Annotated in this window: 25 protein-coding genes; 19 read left to right on the forward strand and 6 right to left on the reverse strand. The window is 53.0% G+C overall.

Going from position 1 to position 19,195, the window contains the following annotated elements; all coding sequences use genetic code 11:
- Positions 1-7: 7 nt before the first annotated feature.
- The 10 genes from H8S62_RS00630 to H8S62_RS00675 all read left to right on the forward strand — a co-directional run bounded on the left by H8S62_RS00630 (position 8) and on the right by H8S62_RS00675 (position 5,797).
- Positions 8-265, forward strand: coding sequence for a DUF4315 family protein (locus tag H8S62_RS00630; protein WP_186918171.1), 258 nt, complete (start codon positions 8-10; stop codon positions 263-265).
- Positions 262-1,032, forward strand: a complete 771-nt coding sequence (locus tag H8S62_RS00635; RefSeq protein ID WP_186918172.1) for a DUF4366 domain-containing protein — start codon at positions 262-264, stop codon at positions 1,030-1,032. Before H8S62_RS00630 ends, H8S62_RS00635 begins: the two co-directional genes overlap by 4 nt.
- Entirely contained in the window at positions 1,029-1,205 is a 177-nt protein-coding gene (locus H8S62_RS00640) for a hypothetical protein (RefSeq protein ID WP_186918173.1), read from the forward strand. The genes H8S62_RS00635 and H8S62_RS00640 overlap by 4 nt, the downstream gene beginning before the upstream one ends.
- Positions 1,206-1,209: 4 nt before the next feature.
- Positions 1,210-1,578: a cysteine-rich VLP domain-containing protein gene (locus tag H8S62_RS00645; RefSeq protein WP_186918174.1), complete on the forward strand. Its 369-nt coding sequence runs from the start codon at positions 1,210-1,212 to the stop codon at positions 1,576-1,578.
- A 163-nt stretch (positions 1,579-1,741) separates the two neighbouring features.
- Entirely contained in the window at positions 1,742-2,698 is a 957-nt protein-coding gene (locus tag H8S62_RS00650) for a hypothetical protein (RefSeq protein WP_186918175.1), read from the forward strand.
- Between the two features lie 9 nt (positions 2,699-2,707).
- Positions 2,708-3,307, forward strand: a complete 600-nt coding sequence (locus H8S62_RS00655; RefSeq protein ID WP_186918176.1) for a defense against restriction DarA-related protein — start codon at positions 2,708-2,710, stop codon at positions 3,305-3,307.
- Positions 3,308-3,317: 10 nt separating this feature from the next.
- Complete coding sequence (locus H8S62_RS00660) at positions 3,318-3,497, forward strand: DUF4316 domain-containing protein (protein WP_186918177.1); 180 nt, start codon at positions 3,318-3,320, stop codon at positions 3,495-3,497.
- Positions 3,494-3,841, forward strand: coding sequence for a plasmid mobilization protein (locus tag H8S62_RS00665; protein WP_186918178.1), 348 nt, complete (start codon positions 3,494-3,496; stop codon positions 3,839-3,841). Before H8S62_RS00660 ends, H8S62_RS00665 begins: the two co-directional genes overlap by 4 nt.
- A gap of 160 nt (positions 3,842-4,001) precedes the next feature.
- Positions 4,002-4,295, forward strand: a complete 294-nt coding sequence (locus H8S62_RS00670) for a CD1845 family protein (RefSeq protein ID WP_186918179.1) — start codon at positions 4,002-4,004, stop codon at positions 4,293-4,295.
- Positions 4,296-4,438: 143 nt separating this feature from the next.
- A complete protein-coding gene (locus tag H8S62_RS00675; protein WP_186918332.1) occupies positions 4,439-5,797 on the forward strand; it encodes a relaxase/mobilization nuclease domain-containing protein in 1,359 nt (452 codons plus the stop codon).
- Positions 5,798-5,997: 200 nt separating this feature from the next.
- Here H8S62_RS00675 and H8S62_RS00680 read toward each other — a convergent pair whose 3' ends face one another.
- Complete coding sequence (locus tag H8S62_RS00680; RefSeq protein WP_186918180.1) at positions 5,998-6,357, reverse strand: helix-turn-helix transcriptional regulator; 360 nt, start codon at positions 6,355-6,357, stop codon at positions 5,998-6,000.
- A gap of 182 nt (positions 6,358-6,539) precedes the next feature.
- Here H8S62_RS00680 and H8S62_RS00685 point away from each other — a divergent pair, with 182 nt between their 5' ends.
- From H8S62_RS00685 to H8S62_RS00720, 8 genes are all read left to right on the forward strand, one after another.
- A complete protein-coding gene (locus H8S62_RS00685; protein WP_178870381.1) occupies positions 6,540-6,818 on the forward strand; it encodes an autorepressor SdpR family transcription factor in 279 nt (92 codons plus the stop codon).
- Complete coding sequence (locus H8S62_RS00690) at positions 6,808-7,461, forward strand: SdpI family protein (protein ID WP_186918181.1); 654 nt, start codon at positions 6,808-6,810, stop codon at positions 7,459-7,461. The genes H8S62_RS00685 and H8S62_RS00690 overlap by 11 nt, the downstream gene beginning before the upstream one ends.
- 14 nt (positions 7,462-7,475) lie before the next feature.
- A complete protein-coding gene (locus H8S62_RS00695) occupies positions 7,476-8,177 on the forward strand; it encodes a YhfC family glutamic-type intramembrane protease (protein WP_186918182.1) in 702 nt (233 codons plus the stop codon).
- Positions 8,161-8,559, forward strand: a complete 399-nt coding sequence (locus H8S62_RS00700) for a DUF3887 domain-containing protein (RefSeq protein ID WP_186918183.1) — start codon at positions 8,161-8,163, stop codon at positions 8,557-8,559. The genes H8S62_RS00695 and H8S62_RS00700 overlap by 17 nt, the downstream gene beginning before the upstream one ends.
- Positions 8,560-8,592: 33 nt before the next feature.
- The gene (locus H8S62_RS00705) at positions 8,593-8,781 is read left to right on the forward strand and encodes a cysteine-rich KTR domain-containing protein (RefSeq protein WP_178870371.1); all 189 of its coding nucleotides are present in this window, start codon (positions 8,593-8,595) and stop codon (positions 8,779-8,781) included.
- A 505-nt stretch (positions 8,782-9,286) separates the two neighbouring features.
- Positions 9,287-9,709 carry an RNA polymerase sigma factor gene (locus tag H8S62_RS00710; protein WP_186918184.1) on the forward strand — a complete coding sequence of 141 codons (423 nt, stop codon included), beginning with the start codon at positions 9,287-9,289 and terminating at the stop codon, positions 9,707-9,709.
- Positions 9,710-10,156: 447 nt separating this feature from the next.
- Positions 10,157-10,423 (forward strand): DUF6870 family protein, encoded by a 267-nt coding sequence (locus H8S62_RS00715; protein ID WP_186918185.1) that lies wholly within the window; start codon positions 10,157-10,159, stop codon positions 10,421-10,423.
- Positions 10,424-10,548: 125 nt separating this feature from the next.
- Positions 10,549-12,237, forward strand: coding sequence for a recombinase family protein (locus H8S62_RS00720; protein WP_186918186.1), 1,689 nt, complete (start codon positions 10,549-10,551; stop codon positions 12,235-12,237).
- Positions 12,238-12,541: 304 nt separating this feature from the next.
- Here the strand turns inward: H8S62_RS00720 and H8S62_RS00725 are convergent, their stop codons facing one another.
- The 3 genes from H8S62_RS00725 to H8S62_RS00735 all read right to left on the reverse strand — a co-directional run bounded on the left by H8S62_RS00725 (position 12,542) and on the right by H8S62_RS00735 (position 15,934).
- On the reverse strand, positions 12,542-13,579 hold the full coding sequence (locus H8S62_RS00725; protein WP_186918187.1) for a virulence RhuM family protein: 1,038 nt from the start codon (positions 13,577-13,579) through the stop codon (positions 12,542-12,544).
- A 92-nt stretch (positions 13,580-13,671) separates the two neighbouring features.
- Positions 13,672-14,670, reverse strand: a complete 999-nt coding sequence (locus tag H8S62_RS00730; protein ID WP_186918188.1) for a 3'-5' exonuclease — start codon at positions 14,668-14,670, stop codon at positions 13,672-13,674.
- Positions 14,671-14,797: 127 nt separating this feature from the next.
- Complete coding sequence (locus H8S62_RS00735) at positions 14,798-15,934, reverse strand: tyrosine-type recombinase/integrase (RefSeq protein ID WP_186918189.1); 1,137 nt, start codon at positions 15,932-15,934, stop codon at positions 14,798-14,800.
- A gap of 452 nt (positions 15,935-16,386) precedes the next feature.
- Here H8S62_RS00735 and H8S62_RS00740 point away from each other — a divergent pair, with 452 nt between their 5' ends.
- A complete protein-coding gene (locus tag H8S62_RS00740; RefSeq protein WP_341480994.1) occupies positions 16,387-17,160 on the forward strand; it encodes a hypothetical protein in 774 nt (257 codons plus the stop codon).
- Between the two features lie 65 nt (positions 17,161-17,225).
- Here H8S62_RS00740 and H8S62_RS00745 read toward each other — a convergent pair whose 3' ends face one another.
- Positions 17,226-17,942, reverse strand: a complete 717-nt coding sequence (locus H8S62_RS00745) for a ribulose-phosphate 3-epimerase (protein WP_155145331.1) — start codon at positions 17,940-17,942, stop codon at positions 17,226-17,228.
- Between the two features lie 80 nt (positions 17,943-18,022).
- Positions 18,023-19,192 (reverse strand): amidohydrolase, encoded by a 1,170-nt coding sequence (locus H8S62_RS00750; protein WP_186918190.1) that lies wholly within the window; start codon positions 19,190-19,192, stop codon positions 18,023-18,025.
- Between the last annotated feature and the right edge of the window lie 3 nt (positions 19,193-19,195).

The raw sequence follows: 19,195 nt of genomic DNA on the forward strand, positions 1-19,195 counted from the left end.
TTTGAATATGGCAATCAGCAAAAGCGCAAAAATCGAGGCTGAGATCGAAAAGGTCAAGGCCAAGATTGCGGAACAGCAGGCCCGTCTGAAGGAGCTGGAACAGAAAAAGCACGAGGCGGAAAACAGCGAGATCGTGGACATCGTGCGGGGCATGAGTATTTCTCTCACCGATCTGCCCCTGCTGCTCCAGTCCATCCAGAACGGCGGCAAGGCTGCTTTGGGACAGAGTGTCCCGAAGTCTGAGGACAAGGAGGAGACTGTATGAAAAGAGGATTTAGGATGCTGATGGCGGCGCTCTGCTCCGTCGTTTTTTTATGCGGTTTTTCTGTTACGGCCTATGCCGGGGGCGGCGACGAGTACATGGACTATGAGACTGAGCCCGTGGTGGAAACCGAGCCCGCAACGGAGCCCGAACCCGCGCCCACCATTGAACCCGGCGCGGGCTTTGCAGAGGAGGGCAACCTAGTGACCCGCGATCTGCTTTATGACAAGAACACCAACAAGCAGTTTATTTCTGTCCAGACCAGCGGCGGCAACACTTTCTATATCGTCATCGACTACGACAAGCCCACCGACGAGGACGGCGATCAGTACGAAACCTACTTTTTCAGCATTGTGGACGAGGCTGATCTGCTGGCTGCTATGGAGTCCGCTGGCGTTGAACTGCCCGCCTGCGCCTGTAAGGAGAAATGCGTGGTGGGTGCGATCAACACCGATTGCCCGGTCTGCTCCGTCAATATGGGCGAGTGTGCGGGCGTGACCCCGGAGCCCGATCCTGAACCTACCACGGAACCCGAACCCGAGGAGGCCGCGAAAAAGAACGGGGCCGGGCCGCTGATCCTTGTGCTTGCCATCTTCGCCGTTGGCGGCGGGGCCGGGTGGTATTTCAAGATTTACCGCCCCAAGCACCAGCAGGCCGCTGCGCCCGAGGATGACTACGAGGAAGAAATGGACGCTTACAACGATTTTGAGGATGACGGCCCTCCGTGGGACGAGGACGATCCCGAACCCGGAGAGGAGGACGAAGCATGAACTTTACGAAAAGCCCCTATGAGGCCATGATGAAAAAGCCGTCCCACATTCAGACCCCGCCCCCGTCCAAGGCACCCAAGGGCTCCCGCTGTCACGGCTGTCCCTACTGGCGGGGCATCGCCTGTATGTCCTGCTACCGGGATTTGCTCAAACCCTCGGCTGGCGGGAGGTGATGCTGTGGCCCGTGAGCTGACCCGAGAGGAAAAGGGAAAAATCCGTGCGCTGGTGACAAAGTGGTGCGCCAACTACGACCGGGAATACGGTTGCTTACCGCTGGATTGCGAGTGTTATATGCTGGGGAAATGCTGGACGGGTGCCTATTGTCGTTACTTCCGGGATGCCGTCCTGCCCCTTGATCCTGTGCTGGAGGCGGGGCTGACCGCCGAGGGCCCCGCCCCGGAAACCCGGCTCTGCCCGGTCTGCGGCAGCGTCTTTCTCCCGGACGGCAGGACGCGCTACTGCTCCCCGGCCTGTGCCAAGAAAGCCCACCGTCGCCAGCAGCGGGATCACATGAAGAAAAAACGGGGCTGGTCTGTTGACAATTAGGCCCGAAAAAAGCCCGGTATCTCAAGGCTTTTGGGGGCCGCTTTAGGGGTGGGCCGTATGTTTTTACTGCCCGCCCCTGTTTGGCCCCGATGCTGTCAACATTTTTACGCTGTACTTTGGGACACTTTGTCCCGAAGTAGGGCTATTTTTGAAAGGAGGAACCATGCCGAAATATTATGAAATCAGCGAGGTGGCGGCAAAGCGGGCAAAGGATATGAACAGCTTTTCCGACTACAAGCCCGGCTCGGCTACCAGCGCCTACCGCCAGATGGTGGATGAGGCGTATGCCATAGCGGAACGCCAGAAGGCCCGTGTCGATCCCATGTACCATGACAAGATCGACGCGCTGGTTGACCGCTACGCCAAAAAACTGGCCGCAAACCTTAACGAGTCCCATGTCATTGATGGCCGTGTACCGTCTATTCTGATCGCCGGGGGCGGCAATTTCCCGGTACGCAAAAAGGAAAAGCAGAACGCCGCCCGTGACCGCAATATGGGCGAGTACATGGAAATTGAAAAGTTGCTGGATAAGATCAGGTCTGTGGGTACAGGCGGGATCAGCGCCGATGATGACCTTGCCGTGGAAAAGCTGGAAAAGAAGCTGACGGGGCTGGAGAAACTACAAGCCACCATGAAAAGCGTCAATGCCTATTACCGCAAGCACAAGACCTTGGAGGGCTGTCCCGGCCTGTCCGACGAGGATATTGGCAGGCTGCAATCCTCTATGGCGAATGACTGGCGCAAAGACCCGGTGCCTTACCCCTCTTTTCTGCTGACAAACAACAACGCCAATATTCGCCGGGTACGCCAGCGCATTGACGATCTGAAAAACCGCAGCGAGTTTGTGGGCTGGACTTTCCCCGGCGGCGAGGCCAAGATCAACGAGGCCGAGAACCGTCTGCAACTGCTTTTCGATGAAAAGCCCCCGGAGGATCAGCGACGGGTGCTAAAGTCCGAGGGCTTCAAGTGGGCTCCCAGCCAGGGCGCGTGGCAGCGGCAGCTCAACCAGAACGCGATCCGGGCGGCGGCCCGTCTGGACTTCCTGCGTCCCGAGGACGGCCAAAGCCCTTACCAGCTCCAGTCCTTTGCCCGGAAAACGGAAAAGGATATGTCACGATAAGGAGGTACAATGGACAAAAATCAAGGCTATGCCATTCTGAAGGCTGTCATGTTGGAAAACGGCAGGGGCTTTGCGCTGGGTGAAAATCCCACCGCTCCGTCCCCCTATGTCACATGGGCCTGTTACGATGACAAAAACGGCCAGCGTCAATATGAGTGGGGGCACTACGGGAACGATCTGACCGCTATGGAAAAGGACTTTGCAGACCGGGTGCAGGACTACCAGCGGCTTTTCAAGGTCAAGATCGTGCAGATCGAGGCCCCCGGCCTTTACAAGTATTATTCCACCCAGCGGCCTGTGGACATCGGCACATTCCCGAAGCCGCCCCATAACGCCCCGGATGAGATCGTCAACTACGATCAGCGCATCCCTGTGGAGGGCGGCGCGTTTGTGGCGTGGGGCCATCTGACCTACACCAAACCGCTGACGGAAAAGCAGGTGTCCGACTATGAGCTCCGTTCCGCCCCCGATATTTCCGAGCTGCGGCGGGAAAGCTGCGGCAGGCCCCGGCCGATTGCCCAGCAGATGAAGGAGGTCGTTGCTCTGACCGAGGCCAACCGGGGCGATCCTGGCCCCAAGAAAAAAGCCCCCGACCGGGGCGACCGATAGGAGGATCAAAATGGAAGAAAGATATAATCCCATGAAAAGTGCGGAGATCGCCGCCGAGCATAACTACAACATGATCGACGGTGTTCTGAACAACCAGCTCCCGGATCTGCTCCCGGAACAGGAAAAGGAACTGGATAAGGTGAAAGAGCCGCCCAACAAGCGCCGCAGCCGGGAGCGCGAGGAGCGATGACAAAAAAGCGCGTCCGCAGTATGCCGATTTATGTATGGGTGCGCCCCGACGAGATGAAGGCTATTCAAGGGCGCATGGCCGAGGCCGGGATCAGCAATCTAAGCGCCTATGTCCGCAAGATGGCCCTCAATGGGTATGTGCTCCATGTTGACCTCTCAGACATCCGGGAACTGGTGTCCTTACAGCGCCGGTGTGCGAATAACCTCAATCAAGTGGCGATCCAAGTCAACACCTACGGGGGCATCTATCCCGAGGAGATTGCCCAGCTTCAGAAGGACTATGCGGCCCTGTGGGAGCCGCTCTCCGATCTGCTCAAAAAACTCTCTGCTGTGACGGCGCTCTGAATGTCCGGGGGATGGCCTCGTGCCGTCCCCCGGTTTTCTCGACTTCGGGACAAAGTGTTCCGAGGTGGGGAAAGCCAAAGGCATCCTTGTTGTCCCACCCGGACGGAGGTATAATTATCATGTAGGAAAAAACTTTCAATTTTCAAGGAGGTATCAAGTTATGCGGATCATTCTGAAAATCGTCGCCGCCCCTTTCATGCTGGCGCTCACACTCATCGTAGCGGTATTGAGTTTTAGTGTTTCTGTTGCGTCTTGGGTAGCTGGCATCCTGTCCCTTGTTTTCGCAGTAGGCGGGTTGTTTGAGCTGTTCATTCAGAGTCATACCCCGTGGGGGATCACCTGGCTGGTGATGGCTTTTCTCCTTTCTCCCTTTGGCCTGCCAGCCGTAGCCGAGTGGCTGATCTGCAAGCTGGACGGGCTCAACTACTCTTTGAAATGCTTTATCACGGACTGATTACTTTGGGACACTTTGTCCCGAAGCAGCGAGGCGGCGGCTATGCGTAGCCGCCGCTTTTCTCTTGGAAAGGGGGAATATCCACGGCCACGACCTACCTAAAGGCTCACCACATCAGCAAGGGGGAAAGCATAGCCCAATCGCTGAAAGACCGTTTTGAATACGGACAGAACCCGGACAAGACCGAGGGCGGAGAGCTGATCTCTTGCTATGAGTGCGACCACATGACCGCCGATGCGGAGTTCCTGCTCTCCAAGGCAAAATACAAAGCCATCACGGGCCGGGAACAGCGGCGGGATGCGGATGTGCTTTGCTATCAGATTCGCCAGTCGTTCAAGCCCGGAGAGATCACCCCCGAGGAGGCAAACCGTGTGGGCTATGAGACAGCCATGCGATGGACGAAGGGCAAACACGCTTTTTTCGTTGCTACCCATACAGACCGCCGCCATATCCACAACCACATTTATTATAATTCAACCGCGCTGGACTGCGCCCACAAATACCGGGATTTTTTCAGATCGGCCAGCGCCCTGCGGCGGCTCTCCGACCGGGTATGCCTTGAAAATGACCTGTCCGTGATTACCAACCCCAAGCTCCACAGTAAGGGGCGGTTCCTCCACTACGGCCAATGGATCGGTGAGCGGCCCCCGTCTGCACAGCAGAGGCTGCGCCTTGCCATAGGGGACGCGCTGGCAAAAAAGCCCGCCGACTTCGAGGCGTTTCTGCGGCTTATGGAGGGGGCCGGGTATGCCGTGAAGCGTGGGCGGGGCGGCGTGATTTCGTTCCTTGTGCCGGGGCAAAAGAAACCCACCCGGCTCCGGGCCTCTACCTTGGGGGACGGCTACGATCCCGAGGACATCCGGGCGGTGATTGCCGGAGAACAGCCCGCCCCGGAGATCCCCGACGAGGCCCCGCCGCCCCAGCGGATCAATCTCATAATCGACATTCAAGAGCGGTTGAGCCAGGGCAAGGGCCCGGCCTATGAACGGTGGGCCAAGGTCTACAACCTCAAACAGATGGCCGCTGCCCTGCAATATCTCCGGGAGCATGAGCTGGGCGACTATGACGCGCTGACCGCCCAAACCTCCGGGGCCGTGGATCGCTTTCATGCGCTGGCCGGGGAGCTGCGGGACACCGAGGCGGCCCTTGCCAAAGCCTCCGAGCTCATGGCGGCTACGGTGGAGTATGCCAAGACCCGCCCCGTGTTCGACGGCTACAAGGCGGCACGGTACAGCAAGAATTATCTTGCCGAGCATGAGGCCGAGCTTGCCAGCTACCGGGCAGCTAAGGCTGCTATGAATGATATTTTGGCCGGGGCTAAGCTCCCCAAGATGGATGCGCTCAAAAAGTCCCGCCGTGAACTGGCTGAAAAGAAAAAAGCCCTTTATGCGGAATACCGCAAGGCCCAGCAGGATATGCGGGAGGCCGTGGCGATCAAGGCAAACATCGATCATCTGCTCGGCGTAACCGGCGGGCGGGAAAATAAGGCACAGGAGCGATAGCGACAGGCCGCAGACAAAAGGCGCCATGCGCCGCCACTTCGGGACACTTTGTCCCGAAGTCTGCCGGGTTTGGGGAGGCTCCCCAACAAGCATTTTTGCAGGCCCCTCGGGGCGCAAAAATAGCGAGTGTCTATACACTCGCCCTGCTTGCCGTTTCGTGCAGCCCCGAAAATGGCGCAAAAAACGGAGGTCACGCTTTTTTACGCTTCCTCCGTTTCTTGGCTGTCTTTGACTGCCCGGATTAGTTTTTCCACAAGCTCCAATTCTTTTTTGTTCATGGAACTGAGCATGATATTGATGCGCTTTTTACAGGCATCGTCTGCGCCCATGTCTGGATAAAAGAACTGATCCACCGATATATCAAACATCGTTACCAACTGATAGAAGATGTTCAGGCTGGGATGTTGGCCGTCGTTTTCGTGGTACATGACGGTACGGGGATCGCGGTCAATGATAAAGGCCAGTTGTTCCTGTGTCATCCCGCTGGCTTCTCTTTTGCGCTTAATCTCGCGCCCTATATCGTGGAAATCAAATTTGCGCTCATCGCGTTCAAATCGCATAGACATCACCCAATGTAATTTTACATTTCAGGTGTTAGTATTTGAACGATTTATGTTTTCATACTACTACATATTTAATTTCATCATATTTCGATGAATTTCAAAATAGCAGTTGACATGAGACTTGATTTGAGTATAATGGAATTTAGATAAACATCAAAATAGAGGCAGGTGAATTAGCGTTGGGACTACATGATACATTGAAAGCTCTTTCCGATCCTGTTCGTCGAGATATTTTGGAACTACTAAAGAGCGGGCGCCTTTCGGCTGGTGATATTGGGAAGCACTTTGATTTGTCAGCGGCTACCATTTCTCATCACTTGAGCCAATTAAAAAAGGCTGGTCTTGTGCTTGAGACAAAATATAAGAACTTCATATTTTATGAACTCAATGTAACCGTCTTTGAAGATGTTTTAATTTGGGTTTCCCAATTTACAGGAGGTAAGGACAATGAAAATTAGTAAACGCATGGTATTGTCATCAATCGTGTGTGTGTTGCCGTTGGTAGTATCCGCGCTATTGTATAGACAATTACCCAATCAAATGCCTATTCATTGGAACAGCGTTGGGGAGGCGAATGGATTTATTGGAAAAAATATCGGAGCATGGGGCATCCCCCTTTTTATGCTTGCCATTCACTTGGTTGTTGCCATTAAAACCGAAAATGACAAATCCAAACAACACCTTTCGGTTATTACAAAGGGGCTTTGTTTTTGGGCCGTTCCGTTGGCTTCGGTCATCTTTGTTCCTCTTTCTCTTTTTAAGGCGGCGGGATATGGACTGAATATTACCAAAATTGTCTTGGCTATTGTCGGGGTACTCTTTATTGTTGCAGGTAATTATCTTCCCAAAAACCAGCCAAACAGTATTGCTGGATATAAATTACCGTGGACAAAAAGCAACCCCGATAACTGGAATAAAACTCATAGATTTGCAGGTGCAATTTGGGTTATTTGTGGGTTTGTATATATAATTATTTCTTTTATACCACTTGATAACGGACTTGCAGGTTTAACCATTCTGGCTACAATAATTGCTTTGCTGGCACCTATCATTTATTCGTATATTGGGGAAAAAGTTGATAGCCAGAATAAAAGCGCATAAAGAGGGGCTTTTAGATGATTGGCATAATATGCGCGTGGTTCAATATCGTAATTTGTGTTGGAGTGCCAACTGCTGTTTTTGCATTTCTTCTAAAAAAATCGAAGCAAAGTCTTAAAATTTTTTTAGTCGGCGGGTGTACTTACTTGATCTCGCAGGTATGCATTAGGCAACCAGTTCTCTCGATTTTGGAAAGTATAGATGCCTACAAGATTTTTGAGATTTCAAACCCGGTTGGATATATGCTTTTCATTTCTATTACCGCAGCACTTATAGAAGAATTTGGTAGGTACATAGCATTTCATTTTGTTACCAGAGATTGCACCGTTAATAATATTCCATTATATTACGGCTTTGGTCATGGTGGAATAGAGGCTTTATCAGTTGGAATAAACAATATCTTTCTTATCCTTTTTTCCTCTGATTATCTTGCCAGCACAGGAGCGAGCGTTGCATTAGCGGGGGTAGAGCGTATCTCTACTCAAATTGCTCAAATTGCATTCTCGTTTATTGTTTTTTACGCTTTTCATAAAAAGAAATATCGGTATTTGATGTTGGCGATTGTTCTTCATACCGTATACGATTTCTCTGTGATACTGCTTAACTATGGGCTCTCTCCATCTGTACTTGAAATGTTACTTTTTGTTGCCTCGATTGTGCTATTACTGTTCACTATGAAATATAAAAAAGGAGTGTTTCAAAATGAAGAAAATTGTTAAAGTCCTATTCTGCCTTGTAGCCATTGTTGCACTTGCGTCTTGCGGGAGCAATAAATTGCCAGAGTGGGCCGACACAGAAGTACTAACAGAAAATGCCCGCGTGCTAATTGATGCCTTGAATGATTTTGATTATGAGGGCGTTGCGAAAATTTACAATAACCCCGCCGTGGATGCGTCGACTTTTGAGGCAAGCGGAAAGACCGTAGAAAGCCTTGGCGCATTTGAGGATTATGGTGATGTTTCATTTGCTTCGGGGAAAACGGATGATGGGAAAGAATTTGTCCGTGTTATCCAGATTGCAAACTATGAAAGCGGTAAATTAACTTATACGGTGAGTTTCTTTGAAGATGGAGCTGTGGCAGGTTTCTTCGTCAAGCAATAAATTCCGCATCAATATTTACGGGAGTCTAATAGCATGAATGAAAATGAATGGGTACGATGCCCGATTTGTGGGAATAAAACCCGAGATCGAATTAGGGTAGATACCATCTTAGTAAATTACCCTTTATATTGCCCGAAGTGTAAGCAAGAAACATTGATAAGCGTAAGACAACTTAAAACAACAGTTATCAAAGAGCCAGACGCACAGACGCAGAGCCGATAACCCGTAGCTGTAAGCACGGATTATCGGCTCTTTCTTTTGTTACAGCATAAACACCCAATCACAAAACCGTTGCTACACAACGATCTTGCGTTTGCGATGTTGCGGCGGTTTGAAACATTATATTTCAAGCCGCCGTTTTCCGCTTTGAAAATTGGAATACGGGGGGCGTGTTAAAGTCGCCCTTTTTTGAGGACACGGCGGTATCCGGGAGGTATCGCCGTGTCCATTTTACTATTCCATAGCCTGCATGATCTCCACCAGCTAAAAAAAGCTCAGTCCCACCTCCGGGCAAGTCTGACCATAAACATGAAATATTTAAGTCTATAAATAGAAATACAATTTCGTGCGTCTGCATGGCTTTGCGCTGTGCAGGCGCTTTTCTTTTCCAATTTGCCAGCTTCGAGACACTTTGTCCCGAGGTTGGTAGGGGCGACCCCGGCTGTCGATCCCCGCCGCCCCTCCGTCCAGATCGCCACTCACCAAAATCTGAACGGAGGAAAATATAATGACTACCATCAATTTGAAAGACTATTACCCTTGGTACTTAACCAACGAATATATCGAGGTTCCCGATGAAGTGGCCGCCGAGCTCCGGGCTGGCAAGCTGGCCGAGGCCGCTCACGCCGAGCGCGTCCGCTACAACAAGGCGTACTATTCCCTCGACTGCGATGACGGGATCGAATACTCCGCCTGTGTGCATGAGCCGTCCCCGCAGGAGCTGCTGGAGCGCATGGATCGCTTCTGCCACCTCTGGAACGCCATCAACTCCCTGCCGGAGATTCAGGGCCGCCGGGTGGATGCCCACCTCATTCTCGGCAAGAGCTATCGGGAGATTGCTCGGGACGAGGGCGTGGACAAAAGCGCTGTCCGCAGTTCCGTCCTGTGCGGGATCGAGGCCATGAAAAAATATTTGAGAAAAAATCTCTAATCAGCATCTCCATTTACCCCCTTTTTTCTGGTGGTATATGAGAGGAGGTTTCTTCTCCACAATGGAATAACGGGCGGCCCCGAGCATAGCGCGGGGAGCCGAGCGGCGGGTGCGCTGTGACTTCCTCCACGGGAACGAGCGAACAACACCAGCGCCGCAAATGGGCCGGGCCAGTCCACGGCCATGATCCGCAGTTGGACAGGCTGGCCGCCTGTTCCTCCGGGCCGCAGTTATCCGTTGTGCGGGAGCGTCGCGCCGAATATCGCTGTCTTATGGCAGGGCAAGAAAATGAGCGCGGCGCTCCCAATTCTATAAAACAGCTTCGAGACAGAGTGTCCCGAGGTGGAGAAAGACGAAGGGCCAGCACTTCCGGGTGCTGGCCCTTCCTGTTTTCCCATGCAACAGGAAACCGCAATTTTCAAAATCACATTTTAAGGAGGGTGCTATATGAAAGTAACTGCCGCGCAACTCGAATCGATGCGCCGCATTGATATTGCCGCCGTAGACAAAGACACACTTGTGGATGTTAGTGGAATGACTTTTGATAACACTCTCCCGAAGGAGCAGCGGGCGGCGAATATGCTGGCCATAATGAAAAATCCCTATTGTTTCCGTTACGGAGACATGGTGATTAAGCTGGAATTTGCCGATGATGGGCCGCCGCTTCAAGAGCTTTTGACCTCTTATTTTCTCCGCATGAAAGCTGGACTGTGATTTTACACAGTCCGGTTTTTGCTTCGAGACAAAGTGTCCCGAGGCTGGGGCTGTCAAAAGCATCCTTGTTGTCCCGCCCGGACAGAGGTATAATATAGGTGTAATGTGATAGGGAAGGAGGACAAATGGCACGAACCAAAAACCGGGGGAACAACACCGCCAATTCCCCTACTTCTTATAAATCGATGCGCTGGCGGCTGGGTAAATATATCCGCCTTTCCAAAGAGGACTTGCTCCGTGGACGGGACGAAAGCAACAGCGTAGTCAACCAGCGGCTTCTGCTGGAACAGTATCACCAAACCCACATGGACGAGTTCTATGAGGGGGACGAAAACGATGTGTATGTTGACGACGGCAAGACCGGGACGGACACAGACCGCGAGGATTTTCAAAGATTGCTGGCCGATATTTACAGCGGGAAAATCAACTGCGTAATTGTCAAAGACCTTTCCCGGCTTTCCCGTAACTATACCGACGCAGGAAATCTGATAGAAAACCTGTTTGTGCGGCTCAACATTCGCTTTATCAGTCTGGCCGAGGGCGTGGACAGCTACCGCAACCCGGATAGTGTTTCCAATATCATTGTGCCGATCACCAATGTTATGAACGATCAATACTGCTATCAGACCTCAAAGAAGATCCGACAGGTATTTGATATGAAACGGCGCAACGGTGAGTTTATCGGCTCCTATGCTCCCTATGGCTACATCAAAGACCCGCAGGACAAACACGCTTTACTGGTAGACCCGGAGGCCGCTGAAATTGTAAAACGCATCTTTTCCATGTTCCTGTCGGGAAAGAACAAGCGAGGCATCACCCTCTACCTCAACGACCACGGCGTTCCTTGTCCCACCGTTTATAAGCAAAGCCAAGGCTTGAAATACAATGCCCCCAATGCCCAGGGAAATCCTATGTGGAGCACAATCACCATTGACACGATTTTGAAAAACCGTGTTTATGTGGGGGATATGGTGCAAGGCCGCCAGCGGGTGAAAAGCTACAAAATCCATATTCAAGAGCGTGTGCCAGAGGAAGAATGGTTTATCGTGGAAAACACCCACGAGGCCATTATAGACCGGGAAACCTTTGACAAAGTGCAGGGGCTGCTGAAGCGGGACACCCGTACAGCACCCAAGCAGAAACAACTCTATCTGTTCAGCGGCTTTCTGAAATGTGCTGACTGCGGCAGGGCTATGTCCCGGATCGCTTCAAAAGGCACTTATGTCTATTATCAATGTGGGACTTACAAGAGCCTTTCAAAAACCGCTTGCACGATGCACTCCATAAAAAATACCCGTCTGGAGGTTGGCGTGTTGTTCGCCATCCAACAGCAGGTACATTTGGCAGTCACCTATTCGGAGCTTGTTTCCCGTATCAATGCCGCTCCCTTGAAAAAGAGCAAGTCTTGCCGTCTGGAAGATATGATAGCAATTAAGGAAAAAGAGCTGTCCAAAATCATGCGCTACAAACAGGCTCTCTATCAAGACTGGAAAGACGGCGAGATTACTCATACCGATTACCGGCACATGAGCGAGGACTACGAACAGCAGGCCGAGTCCATCAATGCCGTTCTCCGCACCCTGCGGGCAGAACGGGATCAGCTTGAAAATGGTATGGACGCGGAAAGTCCGTTTCTGACGGCGTTCCTTAAATATCAGAACATCGAAAAGCTGACACGCGACATACTCATTGAACTTGTAGACCATATCAAGGTTTACGAAGGCGGAAACATCAGCGTAAAATTCAAATATGCCGATGAGTTTCGCCGTATGGCTGAGTATATCGAGCTCAATTCCCAACTGGCTGTGGGCTGATGCCCACAGCAGAACAACGGTTTGTGAGTTTTCCTAATAAATATGGCCCATATGAAGCATGAGATTGAAAGGACTGTAGAAAGCATAAAATCGGGCCGTTTTCCACATTGTAGTAATATAGAGAAATGCAAATGCTGTGATTTTAAGGCTATCTGCACTGGTGTGGCACATTAGCAGTTAACATATCCATAATATACTCCCTGACATTCGAAGATTTTAGTTAAAATGAGCGAGCAAACGCCTAACATGGACATTTGCTCGCTCATTTCAATTTTCTTCTAGATTGGCCATCCCCGTCGGTTACCTATCTTATGTCCTGCTCCATTGCCAAGAACCGGTCAAAATCGCTCTCATACAGCCCGTCCTGTATCACCCGGTACTTTTCAAATTCACATTCGGCGTGGGCTTTTGCAATTTCCGCCGTGATATGCCCGGCATCCGTGAGAATCGCTCGGTCATCAGCTGTAAGGAAAATATCCAGACGCTTGGCCCAATCCTCCATTGTCATGGGAACGTGGCGCCGGGCCCGGTCCTCAGCCAGGTCGAGATAGGCCGAGACGATGCGTTCCAGGGAGTACAGCTCATCTTCTGATAGATAGTTCTTTGCAACGGAGACGTCAGTCTTCATAATTTTCCCATCAGGCGCCTCTTTCCAGGTGGTCAGACCCATATGCGGCTTTTCGGCGTTTGCCCGCGTATAGATGACCTCGGCGGCAGTGTGCCCATGGACGGCAAAGTGCATCTTATTCTGTACTTTAGCAAAAAACTCCTTCGTTGTCTTTGCAGTCCGGTCATAATCAAGTGCCGTGGCGTAGATATCTGTAATTTTCTGATAGAATTTCCGCTCAGATAGGCGGATCTCACGGATCTTTTCAAGCTGCTCTTCAAAATACTGCTCTGTGAGAACTGTGCCGCCATTCTTCAGACGCTCTGCGTCCATGACCCAGCCTTTGATGGTGTAATCTTTGACGATGGCGTTTGCCCATTTGCGGAACTGGACGGCCCGCTCATTATTTACCTTGAAGCCCACAGCGATAATCATTTGAAGGTTATAGTGCTTGACTTCACGGCTCACCTGACGGCTGCCTTCCGTTTGAACTATCCTAAAATTTCGGACAGTTGCCTCCTCCACAAGTTCGTCATCTTCATAAACCTTTAAAATATGAAAATTGACGGTCCGGACATCTACATCATAGAGCTGTGCCATCATTTTTTGGGTAAGCCAAATATTTTCATCCTCATAGCGCATCTCAATACTTTCCTTACTGTCTCCGGTCGAGGCAACAAAGGTCAGATATTCAGCCGCGCTGGAGCGGATCGTGATTTCCTCTTTCTTTTTCATCCGGCATTTCCCCCTTAAGTCCTGGCTGACAGCCAGTATGATTGTACCACAATGACCTCAGCATTTCCAGTGGGCGCCAGTCTGTATTAACCTTATGGGCCTTGCAGTATCGGCTGATGCCTCGTCTTGCGTTTTCTATGCTTGAATCTTTTACAGAGAATCACGCTTTCCTTGTCACAGCGTTTATACAGGGTCTGAATATCCGGCCCCATTTTTAGCGTATGTACTTTCCCACGCCAAGTCCCTTTTCCGCTGAGCGATAGAGTGGCCCAGAAATATTGTCGGCCATGTTCGGGACAAGTCACCCCCGCCAGGTAGCTGTACTCTCCCAAGGGATACCAGCGGGCGATATTCAATAGTTTTCCACACACCGGACAAAACTGGCGGCGGACGTTGCGGTTATTTAAGACGGCTTTCTCTCCTGTAAAACCGCCGTGCCTTGGTCCCGTATGTACGACATAGGGGTATAGGTCGTATGGTCTAAAGGTAGCGTAGGTGTACCGGTCAAAAATACTGGAGTGGCAGCAAGCGAGAATCATATCCTCACCGCCCATTGCCACAACTGTTCTTCCAATCATGGCGGCGTAAAAGGCGTCGTTCAGCGCGTCGTGAAAATCCAGGCTGTCCAGCAGCCCTAAATACTCCGCCATCACGCTCAGCGCTATTTCACCTTTTGCACCAAACACCTTTCCGGCAGCCGCCTGCAAATCACAGGCAGCTTCAGGCAGAGGTATATTGACCTTCCAAAATGCCGCGTTGTCCCGGAGTTCTTTCAGGTCATGAGGGCCCCAGGAAGCAAACAGGCAGTCCTCCCCGCACCAGCTCAGAAAACGCTCCAGCGCCAAAGGGAAAGGCTCTCCACCGACCAATTCTTCCATCGAAAACGGCAGGGCCCTTGCGGCCTTATTTAGCGTCTTGTGGACAATTGGTTTTACGAAGGCCCTAAACGTGTCCACCACCGGGCCGTCAAACCGCTCCAGCCTAAGGGCGCCAATTTGGAGAATTTCGTTGAGCTGAGCCTCGCCACAACCGCCATTCCATTCCAGGTCAAAGACAATGATGCTATCTATCCCCATTCCAATCTCACTCATCCATCGTAAAATTTATCTTACAATTCTATCATCTTTCCGACCTGTTGTGAAATGATTTCTCAATCCACGGGACTCCCGTGATTGCTGCCGCAGCGCAAGAATAATTGCAATAACAGACAAAATGGATTTATGGGCTGGTCTGTGGATTCATATCCTCAAAATTTTTTATTCCTTCCCCGCATTCCGCTATCAAGCTGGAATCCAGGTGGGAATAGAGGTCGGCGGTCGTGATCATCGTGCTGTGCCCCAGCCAGTGCTGCACCTGGATCAGCGGCGTGTGCTTTGCAATCAAAAGGCTGGCACAGCTATGCCGAAGGTCATGGAAACGGATATGACGCATTCCGTTTTCGGCCAGAAACTTCTGAAAGTCATGGGTGACCACATCCGGCTTCATAACATCGCCATAGCGGTCACTGCATACATAAACTGGTTTCAATGCTTTTTTGTGCTCCCATTCCTCCTGCAAAAGTGTTATAATCGGCTCAAACAGCGGCAAGGTTCGGTAGGATGCCGCCTGCTTCAAGGTGTCCTTCTGGCACACCACCCGCTTACCATCGTCAATACCTTCAATTACGCTGTGGCATACCAATAGCGTCTGGTTCTCAAAGTCAATATCCTGCCACCGAAGGCCGAGTACCTCGCTGCGGCGCAGGCCGTAAGCCAAGGCCAAGGTAACCGGCAACTCCAGCTTTGTCCCCTTAATTGCACCCAGAAGCTGCCGAGCCTCCTGCTCGGAGTAGTAATTTGCCTTTGGCCTCTGCCGCTTGGGCTTGCTGACAAACTCAATGGGATTGCGCAGGATGATCTCCCGCTTACAGGCCTCCCGAAATACACTCTGCAGGAGCATATGATGGTGCTGGATCGTGGTGGAGGACAGGCCCTGTTTTTGCAAATATTGATAATAGTCCTCGATTGTTTGATAGCTCACTTCCCGAAGCTGAATCTCTCCAAAATAATTTCTCATATGGTGTTCGGCCATATGCTGATAGTTGCGGTAGGTCGACGGTGAGATCTCGGACTTGCGGCCCTCGATCCACCTCTCTATAAAATCCAGCAGAATGACGTTAGGGTGGTTTTGCTCTGCCTGCTGCCTGCGGGTATAATCTGCGCATAGTTCCTGGAGTTTTTCCTGTGCCCGGCGCTTATTATTGAGAACAGGCAGTTCCAAGTCAAACCGTTTTTGCAGCCGCCTACCATCCGGGTGCTTGAGATTCAAAATTGCATAGTATTGATTGTTTACTTCTACAAGTCTTCCTGTTATCATAATGATGACCTTTCCTTTCGCAAGCAGTATGCAATCTTTCCTTGGTGGTTCCTATATAAATCAGCCGAGATTTGGGTATATAAAAACCGTGAAATCCCGCATATCAGCAGGCCTTCACGGTTAAATACTCGAGGCACATCCACTTTTTACTAAAAAACAGGCTCGTCGGGCTCATAACCCGACGAGCTTTCAAGCAAAAACGATGAATTTACATTCATTATGTAATTTTAACGATTTTACCCTGTTCCAATGCTGGAGCAGGTATTTTTATTCCGCAAGCAAGTTGCAAATTTTCAGGGTGCTATGAGCACCATTCAAAACATTGTGAGCAGCTATGCCTTGTCCAATTTTTATTTATGATATAAAAACGGCCTGGGAAACTTCCCTGGCCGTTTCGTCGTTTCTGTGTTTACGTCCTCCACTCCCACGTGGTGGAGCCTAAATTTCCCGGTGTGGTAGAGCGCTACGTCAATCTGGGCGAGTGCTACGACCGGGAGGGGCTGCGGACCGTCCGCAGGGAGATTATGTCCTGCATGACGGGGTACAAGGGCTGCTACACCCGGGCCTACCGCTGTCTGACGGCGGCGGCCCAGATTGGCGAGGACATGCGCGCCATGGTGGCCACCCCGGCGGTGGACGCCAAAATCGCCAAGCGAGCCAAGGGAATTCTATCCCGGGAGGTAAAGAAAACCGGCCGGGAGCCGGGCAAGTCAATCCAGCGCTTCCTGGGCGGCATCACCTGGCAGGGCGTGCTGTGCAATTTCGATACCGCCGACGCCCTGTGCAGGCGGGTCTATGAGCTCTCCGACACCTACGGCCTGGGCCACGTGCTCCTCACCCACCTGGCCTCCGGAGCCATGGCGGCGGGGTACGACGTGATCGTCTGCCCCTCCCCCCTGTATCCGGACCGGATGGAGCACCTGCTCATCCCCGCCCTCTCCCTGGCCTTCGTCACCAGCACCCCCGCCCTGCCCTACGGCAAGCGGCCCTACCGCCGTATCCGCATGGACGCCATGGGGGACCCCGATCTGCTGCGGCGCAACCGCGCCCGGCTGCGCTTCTCCCGCAAGGTGTCCGGCGCGCTGATGGAGGAGGCGGTGGAGTCCCTGGAGCAGGCCAAATCCATGCACGACGACCTGGAGGCCCTCTACAACCCCCACGTGGACTTCGACAGGGTCTACGCCGTGGCAAATGCACTGAGCGAGGAGCTGCTGGCGGGACTTTAAGCCCCGTATCAGAAAGCGCGCTGCAAACCGGCCGGTTTGCAGCGCGCTTCTTGTTGCGTCAGGTCTTACTTCAGGCCGAACTTCTCAGCGGCGTCGTCCAGGGCCTTGCGGCACTTCTGCACGCCGGCCACAATGCCGTCGGGCTCCTTAAAGATGGCGGAGGAGAGGATTACCACGTCGGGGTCGCACTCCACCACCGGCTCCATGTTGTTCCAGCGCAGGCCGCCGTCCACGGCCAGCTCGCACTCGGGGTTCTTGTCGTTGATCTCCTTGCGGGCCCTGCGGATGAGGTCGATGGAGCTGCGGCGCCAGTCCCAGTTGTCCTTGCCGTCGGTCTTGCTGACGCCGTGAATGACGATCTGGAGGCGGTCAATGTCGTAGATGGACTCGTCCACGAAGCACAGGGGCGTGTAGCAGCCCAGGGTCAGGCCGATCTTCATGCCGAACTCGTGGCAGTAGTTCATGATGTATGCCAGGGGCGCGCCTATGAACTTCTCGGCGGGCAGGATAAGCATATTGCACCCGGCGGCGGCGATCTTCTCAATGAAGAGGCGGTCGCAGTCGTTGGTATAGAAGTGGCACTCGATGGGCTTGTCGGTGACGGGGCGGATGGCCTCGATAATCTGGTGGCCGCCCATGAGCTGCATGTTCTTCAGGTCGTGCATGTCGGCGGCGTCGGAGTGGACATAGTCCGCACCGGCGTCCATGGCGGTCTTGACGGTGGCGGCGATGTTGCCGTAGTTCACGTGGGCCAGGCCCGCGGCAATTTTGATGTGCTTCATAGAATATTCCTCCTTAAATTTATATGGATGCCCCCCAGGGCGCTCCGTGCCTGCCCCCCCCCGGTGGGGGCGCTTGTTCATCACAAAATATTGTGCCGGACCTCGCCGTCCATAACGGTTGCCGTGCAGCGGCACCAGAGATCCCGGATGGGGTTGCCGCTGAAGATCGCCACGTCGGCGTCCTTCCCCGGCTCCAGGGAGCCCAGGCGGTCCTGGAGGCCCAGAATCTCGGCCGCGTTGATGGTGATGGTCTTAAAGCCCTCCTCCTCGGGAAGGCCCGCACCCACGCACATACCCACCGCCATGGGGAGATACCACAGGTGGTTGGCGGGCAGATCGGTCATAATCGCCACCTTCACCCCCGCCCGGTACAGAATTCCGGCGGCCTCCAAGCTCTGGAGCTGCACCTCCGGCTTTTGGGGGAAGCCTCCCAGGGGACCGAGGATGGCGCTTCGTCCGCTTCTGGCAATCTCATCGGCGATCAGATATCCCTCGGTGCAGTGGTCCAGGGTGATGTCCACCTCCAGCTCGTCGGCGATGCGCAGGGCGGTCATGATGTCATCCGCCCGGTGGCAGTGGGCCTTCAGGGGGATTTGGCGGCGGATCACCGGCTCCAGTGCCTCCAGCTTGAGATCGAAGGCGGGACGCTTGGAGGGGTCCTCCCCCGCCCGGTCCTTCTTGTCGGCGTATTCCCTGGCCTTGTAGAGGGTCTCCCGGATGAGGGAGGCGGTGGCCATGCGGGTGACGGGCTGGCGGCCCCCTTTGCCGAAGCAGTTCTTGGGGTTCTCACCGAAGGCCACCTTCATGGCCAGCGGGGCCCGGAGGACCATTTCGTTCATCGTCCTGCCCCAGGTCTTCATAGCGACGAACTGGCCGCCGATGGGGTTGGAGCTGCCCGGCCCGGTGGCGACGGTGGTGACGCCGCCCCGGACCGCCACGCCGTACTCGCTGTCCAGGGGGTAGATGCCGTCCAGGGCGCGGATCTGGGGGGTCACTGGGTCGGAGGTCTCGTTGCCGTCGTCCCCGGGGAAGCCGATGGCGGTCTCGTAGAGGCCGATGTGGCAGTGGGCGTCGATGAGGCCGGGGAGAATATAGCCTCCCTTTGCGTCCAGAATTTCCGCGCCGGGTGCGTCCAAACTCTCCCCCACCGCGGCGATCCTGCCGCCCCGGAGGAGCACCTGGCCGTTTTCAAGGGTCCCCTGGGGGCCCATGGTGATGACTTTACCGTTTTTTATTAGAATATCTCTCATGTT

The organism is Lawsonibacter faecis (assembly GCF_014287675.1).
In the GTDB taxonomy this organism is placed as follows: domain Bacteria; phylum Bacillota; class Clostridia; order Oscillospirales; family Oscillospiraceae; genus Pseudoflavonifractor; species Pseudoflavonifractor faecis.

Coding starts and splice junctions, on each gene's coding strand:
- H8S62_RS00630 (WP_186918171.1), top strand. CDS start 8: ATGGCAATCAGCAAAAGCGCAAAAATCGAGGCTGAGATCGAAAAGGTC.
- H8S62_RS00635 (WP_186918172.1), top strand. CDS start 262: ATGAAAAGAGGATTTAGGATGCTGATGGCGGCGCTCTGCTCCGTCGTT.
- H8S62_RS00640 (WP_186918173.1), top strand. CDS start 1,029: ATGAACTTTACGAAAAGCCCCTATGAGGCCATGATGAAAAAGCCGTCC.
- H8S62_RS00650 (WP_186918175.1), top strand. CDS start 1,742: ATGCCGAAATATTATGAAATCAGCGAGGTGGCGGCAAAGCGGGCAAAG.
- H8S62_RS00655 (WP_186918176.1), top strand. CDS start 2,708: ATGGACAAAAATCAAGGCTATGCCATTCTGAAGGCTGTCATGTTGGAA.
- H8S62_RS00660 (WP_186918177.1), top strand. CDS start 3,318: ATGGAAGAAAGATATAATCCCATGAAAAGTGCGGAGATCGCCGCCGAG.
- H8S62_RS00665 (WP_186918178.1), top strand. CDS start 3,494: ATGACAAAAAAGCGCGTCCGCAGTATGCCGATTTATGTATGGGTGCGC.
- H8S62_RS00670 (WP_186918179.1), top strand. CDS start 4,002: ATGCGGATCATTCTGAAAATCGTCGCCGCCCCTTTCATGCTGGCGCTC.
- H8S62_RS00680 (WP_186918180.1), bottom strand. CDS start 6,357: ATGCGATTTGAACGCGATGAGCGCAAATTTGATTTCCACGATATAGGG.
- H8S62_RS00690 (WP_186918181.1), top strand. CDS start 6,808: ATGAAAATTAGTAAACGCATGGTATTGTCATCAATCGTGTGTGTGTTG.
- H8S62_RS00695 (WP_186918182.1), top strand. CDS start 7,476: ATGATTGGCATAATATGCGCGTGGTTCAATATCGTAATTTGTGTTGGA.
- H8S62_RS00700 (WP_186918183.1), top strand. CDS start 8,161: ATGAAGAAAATTGTTAAAGTCCTATTCTGCCTTGTAGCCATTGTTGCA.
- H8S62_RS00705 (WP_178870371.1), top strand. CDS start 8,593: ATGAATGAAAATGAATGGGTACGATGCCCGATTTGTGGGAATAAAACC.
- H8S62_RS00710 (WP_186918184.1), top strand. CDS start 9,287: ATGACTACCATCAATTTGAAAGACTATTACCCTTGGTACTTAACCAAC.
- H8S62_RS00715 (WP_186918185.1), top strand. CDS start 10,157: ATGAAAGTAACTGCCGCGCAACTCGAATCGATGCGCCGCATTGATATT.
- H8S62_RS00720 (WP_186918186.1), top strand. CDS start 10,549: ATGGCACGAACCAAAAACCGGGGGAACAACACCGCCAATTCCCCTACT.
- H8S62_RS00725 (WP_186918187.1), bottom strand. CDS start 13,579: ATGAAAAAGAAAGAGGAAATCACGATCCGCTCCAGCGCGGCTGAATAT.
- H8S62_RS00730 (WP_186918188.1), bottom strand. CDS start 14,670: ATGAGTGAGATTGGAATGGGGATAGATAGCATCATTGTCTTTGACCTG.
- H8S62_RS00735 (WP_186918189.1), bottom strand. CDS start 15,934: ATGATAACAGGAAGACTTGTAGAAGTAAACAATCAATACTATGCAATT.
- H8S62_RS00745 (WP_155145331.1), bottom strand. CDS start 17,942: ATGAAGCACATCAAAATTGCCGCGGGCCTGGCCCACGTGAACTACGGC.
- H8S62_RS00750 (WP_186918190.1), bottom strand. CDS start 19,192: ATGAGAGATATTCTAATAAAAAACGGTAAAGTCATCACCATGGGCCCC.